Below are 6,372 nucleotides of genomic sequence, written 5' to 3'. Positions count from 1 at the left end.
GCAGCCAAAGCGAGCGCTCCGGTGCCGGCCGCCACGTCGAGCACTCGGCTATCCGGCGAAAGCGCCATGCGCGCGAGCGCCGCGTCGGCGTAGAGCGCCGTAAAGGGGTGAGCCGTCTTCTCATAATGCTGAGCAGCCGTGTCCCAGTGGTCAGGGTTCTCGAACTCGCGCATTTCCTGCTCCCAACTATTCTTGTAACATAATAAGTAGCGTAACTGCGGGCGCTTTCCAATGCCTGCTATCGTGCAAAGGAATGCATCATGCGCAATGACAGTCGCCTTTCGCGAATGCTGCACGTGCTGCTGCACATGGCGCAGCACAATAAGCCGATGACCTCCGAGGAGATCGCGCGGATGCTCGGCACCAATCCAGTGGTGGTCCGGCGCACGATGGCGGGGCTGCGAGATGAAGGGTTTGTCCGCTCGGAAAAGGGGCATGGCGGCGGCTGGGTGCTCGCCACTGACCTGAAGGAGGTGTCGCTGCTAGACGTGCACCGGGCGGTGGGCGGGCCACGCATCTTCGCGATCGGGAGCGAACGTCCAAGTCCGGATTGCGCAGTGGAGCGGGTCGTGAACGAGGCACTCGGGGACGCGCTGCGTGAGGCTGAGACCCTGCTGATCGCGCGACTGGACGCGGTGAACCTTGCCGATCTCGCACAACGCTTCGAGCTTCGCTGCGATGCGGGGCCCTGAGAAGGTCTCGTTCCCAAGCGCGATCCACGAAGCCCGGCGTGCATCAAGGGATGCGAGCGATGACCTTGATCTCGAAGTCGAAGCCGTAGAGCCAGTTGACGCCGACTGCGGTTATCGTCGGGTAGGGCTGCGCGCCGAGATGCTTTGATCGTACCTTCATGAAGGTTTCGAACTGCGCTTCCGGATCAGTGTGGAAGGTGGTGACGTCCACGACATCGTCGAAGGTGCAGCCGCCGGCTTTCAGCACGGCGGCGAGATTGTCGAAAGCCAGTTGGACCTGGGCCTCATAGCCCGGCTCGGGCGAGCCGTCCTTGCGACTGCCGACTTGGCCAGAGACGAACAGGAGATCGCCAGAGCGGATCGCGGCCGAGTAACCGTTTCGCTCGTAGAGTTCCTGGCGGCCAGCGGGGAAAACGGCTTCGCGTTTCGTCATTGTCTCACTCCTTTGGGCAACATATCCAGGGCGTGAAGGTGATCGCACCGTCCGCAATTCGCGACACTCAGCTGTCATACGCGGACGACTGCTCCACATCCGAGAGAAATCCGTGCTTCTGAATCGGGCGCCACATTAGCCGCTGCTGAGTGAGCGCGCTGGCGGCTGAAAAGTCGGTCGCAACCGCGAATGCAAGCCCACCGAAATGCTCCGCCATCTGGTCGGGCGGGAGCGACGCGACCGGGAGGCCTAAGCCTCGGCCGATCGCTTCGGCGATCTCGCAGAGGGCCACGCCTTCCTCGGCCACAGCATGGTATCTTGCTCCGGCCTCTCCCTTGTCGAGCGCCAACCGAAAGAGGGGCGCGACATCGAGCCGGTGCGCGGCGGACCAGCGGTTGAGCCCATCGCCGACATAGGCCGAAACAGCTTTCTGGCGGGCAATTCCGATCAGGTAGCTCGCGAGCCCGTGCTTGTCCTGGTCGTGAACCTGCGGGAGCCGCACCACGGACGCTCGTACACCCCGCGCAGCCAGCGCTTCCGCCGTTTCCTCCGACACTCTGGGCGAGAGACCTTGGGAGGGCGGATCGTCCTCCGTCGCAGGGCGACCCGCCACCACCGGCAACCCGGCGGTGACGACCAACGGCTTGTCCGTGCCTTCCAGCACCTCTCCGATCGCCTCAATCGCGCGGCGATCGGCCTCGCAGCTTTCGGCAAATCTTGAAAAATCGTGGTTGAAGCCGACGTGGATCACGCCGTCGGCCATCGCCGCACCACGGCGCAGACTGTCGAGGTCTTCCAGATCACCGCGTTGCGCCTGGGCGCCGGCCGCGATCAGCGATTGAGCGCCGCTTTCCGATCGCGCGAGGCCCAGCACTTGGTGGCCCGCCTCGAGCAGGTCTGGAACGATGGCGGAGCCGATGAAGCCGGTCGCGCCGGTGACGAAGATGCGCATGTTCGCGGTTCCTTTCGCGTTCGCCGCCGTCACCATGCCACCGGACCGTTCTCGTCCGACAAGGTGCCGGTCGGGCCGTCCGCATCGAGCAGCGCCAGTTCCACCGCGCGGCGCGCACCCTGCTCGACCGTGCGGTGACCGGTGAAGCCGTTCAGCGATGTGGCGGTGTAGCCAGGATCGGCAATGTTGACCTTGATGCCCTCCGCCTCGAGTGCGAGGGCGAAGGCGAGCCCGACGCCATGAACGGCCGTTTTCGACGCAGTGTAATTTCCGGCGATGGCGCGATATGGGTAAGCAGGGTCCGAGTTCGCCGACAAGGATCCGGCACCGCTGCCAACAATGACGATGCGAGCTGCCGGCTCTTGGCGCAGCAGCGGCAGCATCGCTTGCGTGACGGCGATGACGCCGAACACATTGGTCTCCCAAACGGTGCGAATGTCGTCGAGGGGCGCAGCCGTCAGCAAATTGGACTGGATCACCTCGTCGAACGAGGCGCCCGGCTTACCGGCGTGAGAGATGCCGGCGTTGTTCACGAGGACGTCGAGGCGGCCGAACCCGGCTCGGATGTGCTCGGCGGCCGTAGCGACGGACGTTGGATCGGTGACGTCGAGCTGAACGGCATGCGCGTCCCCCTCGATGCCTGCCGCCGCTGCCTTGCCAGCCTTGAGATCGCGCGCTCCTACGAGCACCGTGAAGCCATGGCCCGACAAATCCTTAGCGATCTGAAGGCCGATGCCATTGTTAGCCCCGGTGATTAAGGCGACTGGCTTGTCCTGCATGATCGGCTCCTGAGGTTCGGCTGTGGAAATTCCAGCGCCACCGCCCATATAGGCAAGTGGAACAGCATTCCGCTTAGATGTGGAACTATGTTCCGTTTACAAGTGGAAGAGCGCACGTGCCGGAAGAAAAAATATCAACTGCCGATGCTTCCAAGCGTGAGGGCTCTACGGGTCGGCCCGTACGCGCCGACGCCCAGCGCAATGTCGAAGCCTTGTTGGAGGCCGCGCTGGCGGTGTTCGCCAAGTCGGGCGTGGATGCGCCCGTGCGGGAGATAGCGGACGCGGCCGGCGTCGGGGTCGGCACCTTTTACCGCCACTTCCCGCAGCGCGCGGATCTGGTCGCGGCGGTGTTCCGCCACGAGGTCGATGCCTGCGCGGATGCCGCGCCGATCCTCGCGTCAGAGCACGAACCGGGCGAAGCATTGGCAAGGTGGATGCAGCGTTACGCCGACTTCATCGCGACCAAGCGCGGGCTCGCCTCGGCTTTGCATTCGGGGCACCCGGCTTATGGCGCCTTGCACGCCTACTTCAACGAACGGCTTCAGCCCGCGCTCGCCGGATTGCTGAAAGCCGCCGCGACTGCGGGGGAGGTGCGCGGGGACGTCGAGCCGGAAGAGCTGCTGCGCGCGGTTGGCAGCCTGTGCATGCAGGCGTCCGATGATGGGCGCGATCAGACGCGCCGCATGGTGGCGTTGCTCGTCGATGGCCTGCGATATGGTGCCGGCACCGCGCGTGGGGATCGCTAGACCGGGAGCCCGTCCGCGCCGGACCTTATTGCGCCGGGATCGCCGCAGCACGTCGTCATAGGGGGCGAGGTCTAGGAAGGCGGTCGCCTCGACGGCTTGCCCGCCGCGCATCCGGAAAATCCAGACATAGCTGTTTCGGTAGGGGCGCCCGTCGCGCGCCGTGCCTTCGCCGTCCCAGTGTACGACGACTTGATCGCCCTTGCTCCAGATGTCGCGAACGGTCGGGCGGACCGGCCTGGACAGACGCGAGCTGAATGGCGTGACCGCGCGGTCCAGGAAGTCCTGCCGACCGCGGAACACCCCGGCGGACGGGCCCGACCCCTTGATGGTCCAGACGATGTCGGGCGAGAGCAGCTTCTGAAAGAAGCGGGTGCCGCCCGCCGCCCAGCGTGCGAACGCCTGGCTGACGATCAGCTCGTTTCGTCGCCTCGACGGACGTGTGCGTTTGGGCATGCGCACTGGTGGCGATCGGGGTGGCCAGGCTCGCCACTGACAGCAGCAGGACAGGTGTCAGCGCTCGCAACATCAACATGATCTATTCCTTCCTGGGTTGCGTGGGTCAGGCGGCCCGGGCGCGTGGAGCGATCGCGGTTCCGCCGAACATGAGTTGCTGGACCATCGGCCGGCCCATGAATCGATCGGGGAACGTGGGCGCGGGCGCGCTCGCCGCGTCCAGCCGGCCTCGCTGATCGGGGGAAAGCGCCACGGCCAGAGCGCCGAGATTGTCCTCGGCCTGTGCGAGCGTGCGCGCGCCGATGATGGGCGAAACCACGGCCGGATGGGCAAGCGTCCAGGCCATCGCCACCTGGGACGGGGTCACGCCGCTTTCGCGCGCGACCTCCGCCACGACGTCGGCGATGGCGAGCGACCGCTCGTTGAGATGCCCCGAGGATGCGATCACGCCCTTGCGCGTCGTCGACACGTCCGCCGCATTTTCGCCAGAGAGATCGGCGCGCCTATATTTGCCGGTGAGCACGCCCTCGCCGAGCGGCGACCAGGGCAGAACACCCAGGCCGAGCGCCTGGGCCATCGGCATCAGCTCGTGCTCCACCGTTCGCTCGACCAGGCTGTATTCGATCTGGAGGGCCACCAGCGGCGCCCAGCCGCGCAAGCTCGCCAGAGTCTGCATCTCGGCGACGCGCCAGGCCGGCGTGTTGCAGATCCCCAGGTAAACGATCTTCCCGGAGCTCACGAGGTCGTTGAGGCCGCGCATCACCTCGTCGGGGCGCGTCGTGAAATCCCAGCCGTGAAGGTAGAAGAGATCGATCCAGTCGGTATCGAGCTGCCGAAGGCTCTGCTCGACCGAGCGGACGATGTTCAACCGGTGGTTGCCACCGGAGTTCGGGTCGCCGGATCGCGCGCCATCGTGAACTTGGTCGCGAGCACGAGGCGTTGGCGCTTCTCGCTGGCGAACGCGGCGACCATCTGCTCGGACGCGCCGTTGGTGTAGTTGACGGAGGTCTCGATGAAGTTGCCGCCCCGGTCGACGTACAGGTCGAAGATGCGGCGGGCCTCGTCGGCGTCGGCGCCCCAGCCCCAGTCGGAGCCGAAGGTCATGGTGCCGAGCCCGAGCGGGGACACGCGCAGGCCCGAGCGGCCGAGCAGGCGATATTGATCGAGTGCGGTGCTGTTCATGGTTGGGAGATAGGCCAGCGGCAGGTTTCGACCTAGACGATGATCCCGGATGCGCTGGTAAGCGGGGCTAACCAATGATCGACAGGCTCGAAGGACTGACGGTGTTCCTTGCGGTCGCCGAAACGCGCAGCTTCCGCGCGGCCAGCGAGCGGCTCGGCGTCACCCGCTCCGCGGTCAGCCAGGCCTTTCAGCGGCTGGAAGATCGCCTTGGCGTAGCGCTGGCGCAGCGGACCACTCGCAGCGTCCACCTCACCGAGGCCGGGGAACAATTGTACGCGGCTGCGCACCCCGCGTTTGACCAGCTCGGTGCGGCGCTCAGGGCCGCGCAGGAGATGCGGGGGCGACCGACGGGGCGCCTCCGGCTTTGCGTGTCCTCCATCGCCGAGAGCTTCCTAACGGGGCCGGCGCTGCCGGGCTTCCTCGCCGCGCATCCGGCGGTGGGCCTCGACATCACCGTTACGGACGCCGAGTTCGACATCGTCCGCGAGGGCTATGACGCCGGCGTGAGGCTTGGCGAGGCGATCGACCAGGACATGATCGCAATTCCGGTTTCTGCCGAGCAGCGTCAGGTGACCGTCGTATCACCGGATTACCTCGCCAGGTACGGGGCGCCCGCTCATCCGCGGGAGCTGGTCGACCACATCTGCATCGGCTGGCGACCTAAGGCGGACGTGGCGCCGTATCGGTGGGAATATACCGAGGACGGCCGCGACTTCGACGTGGCGGTCGAGCCGCGGGCGACGACCAACGATATGAACGTGATGATCCGCCTCGCTTGCGCCGACGCTGGCCTCACGTTTGGGATGAAAGAGACATTCCAGCCCTATTTGGAACGAGGCGAACTCGTGACCGTGCTGGACGCGTTCTTGCCGCCGTTCCCGGGGTTCTACCTGTTCTTTCCCAAGCGGCAGCATCAACCGGCAAAGCTACGAGCGCTGATCGATTATTTCCGTGCTGAAGCGCGGTAGCAACTACTTATTTCCGTGCTGAAGCGCGGTAGCAACTACAGCGCCGGGAGGGTGAGAAGATCACCTGCTGTCAACAGGCGCCGCTGACATCAACGGCTTGGCACTCCCGGGATCGATGAGCGGCGGAGACATGTCAGATCATACCGCCGTTGGCGCGCAGGACCTGA

At 65.5% G+C, this 6,372-nt stretch carries 8 protein-coding genes and 1 pseudogene; 3 read left to right on the top strand and 6 right to left on the bottom strand.

Translation table 11 applies throughout. The features are described from left to right. Window positions 1-260: 260 nt before the first annotated feature. Window positions 261-692, top strand: a complete 432-nt coding sequence (locus QZX62_RS09625; protein WP_294174004.1) for an Rrf2 family transcriptional regulator — start codon at window positions 261-263, stop codon at window positions 690-692. Between the two features lie 43 nt (window positions 693-735). Here QZX62_RS09625 and QZX62_RS09620 read toward each other — a convergent pair whose 3' ends face one another. The 3 genes from QZX62_RS09620 to QZX62_RS09610 form a co-directional block, all read right to left on the bottom strand. Beyond that, on the bottom strand, window positions 736-1,125 hold the full coding sequence (locus QZX62_RS09620) for a RidA family protein (protein ID WP_294174001.1): 390 nt from the start codon (window positions 1,123-1,125) through the stop codon (window positions 736-738). A 67-nt stretch (window positions 1,126-1,192) separates the two neighbouring features. Continuing rightward, window positions 1,193-2,077 carry an SDR family oxidoreductase gene (locus QZX62_RS09615; RefSeq protein WP_294173999.1) on the bottom strand — a complete coding sequence of 295 codons (885 nt, stop codon included), beginning with the start codon at window positions 2,075-2,077 and terminating at the stop codon, window positions 1,193-1,195. A 29-nt stretch (window positions 2,078-2,106) separates the two neighbouring features. Further along, window positions 2,107-2,856, bottom strand: a complete 750-nt coding sequence (locus QZX62_RS09610) for an SDR family NAD(P)-dependent oxidoreductase (protein WP_294173996.1) — start codon at window positions 2,854-2,856, stop codon at window positions 2,107-2,109. Between the two features lie 215 nt (window positions 2,857-3,071). Between QZX62_RS09610 and QZX62_RS09605 the strand changes: the two genes are divergently transcribed. After that, a complete protein-coding gene (locus QZX62_RS09605; protein WP_294173995.1) occupies window positions 3,072-3,602 on the top strand; it encodes a TetR/AcrR family transcriptional regulator in 531 nt (176 codons plus the stop codon). A 99-nt stretch (window positions 3,603-3,701) separates the two neighbouring features. Here QZX62_RS09605 and QZX62_RS11890 read toward each other — a convergent pair. From QZX62_RS11890 to QZX62_RS09595, 3 genes and pseudogenes are all read right to left on the bottom strand, one after another. After that, window positions 3,702-4,055, bottom strand: a pseudogene (locus QZX62_RS11890) (nuclear transport factor 2 family protein); the annotation flags it as partial. A gap of 106 nt (window positions 4,056-4,161) precedes the next feature. Then, window positions 4,162-4,923, bottom strand: a complete 762-nt coding sequence (locus QZX62_RS09600) for an aldo/keto reductase (RefSeq protein ID WP_294173993.1) — start codon at window positions 4,921-4,923, stop codon at window positions 4,162-4,164. Then, window positions 4,920-5,237: an aldo/keto reductase gene (locus QZX62_RS09595; RefSeq protein ID WP_294173991.1), complete on the bottom strand. Its 318-nt coding sequence runs from the start codon at window positions 5,235-5,237 to the stop codon at window positions 4,920-4,922. Before QZX62_RS09595 ends, QZX62_RS09600 begins: the two co-directional genes overlap by 4 nt. Window positions 5,238-5,311: 74 nt before the next feature. Here QZX62_RS09595 and QZX62_RS09590 point away from each other — a divergent pair, with 74 nt between their 5' ends. Then, on the top strand, window positions 5,312-6,205 hold the full coding sequence (locus QZX62_RS09590; protein WP_294173989.1) for a LysR family transcriptional regulator: 894 nt from the start codon (window positions 5,312-5,314) through the stop codon (window positions 6,203-6,205). Window positions 6,206-6,372 lie beyond the last annotated feature (167 nt).

This window comes from uncultured Sphingomonas sp. (genome assembly GCF_902806265.1).
Lineage (GTDB): Bacteria > Pseudomonadota > Alphaproteobacteria > Sphingomonadales > Sphingomonadaceae > Sphingomicrobium.
This window is presented reverse-complemented; position numbering and strand designations above follow the sequence as displayed.

What these genes read in the sequence shown, in the direction of transcription:
- QZX62_RS09625 (WP_294174004.1), top strand. Translation starts at nt 261, where the DNA reads ATGCGCAATGACAGTCGCCTTTCGCGAATGCTGCACGTGCTGCTGCAC.
- QZX62_RS09620 (WP_294174001.1), bottom strand. Translation starts at nt 1,125, where the DNA reads ATGACGAAACGCGAAGCCGTTTTCCCCGCTGGCCGCCAGGAACTCTAC.
- QZX62_RS09615 (WP_294173999.1), bottom strand. Translation starts at nt 2,077, where the DNA reads ATGCGCATCTTCGTCACCGGCGCGACCGGCTTCATCGGCTCCGCCATC.
- QZX62_RS09610 (WP_294173996.1), bottom strand. Translation starts at nt 2,856, where the DNA reads ATGCAGGACAAGCCAGTCGCCTTAATCACCGGGGCTAACAATGGCATC.
- QZX62_RS09595 (WP_294173991.1), bottom strand. Translation starts at nt 5,237, where the DNA reads ATGAACAGCACCGCACTCGATCAATATCGCCTGCTCGGCCGCTCGGGC.
- QZX62_RS09590 (WP_294173989.1), top strand. Translation starts at nt 5,312, where the DNA reads ATGATCGACAGGCTCGAAGGACTGACGGTGTTCCTTGCGGTCGCCGAA.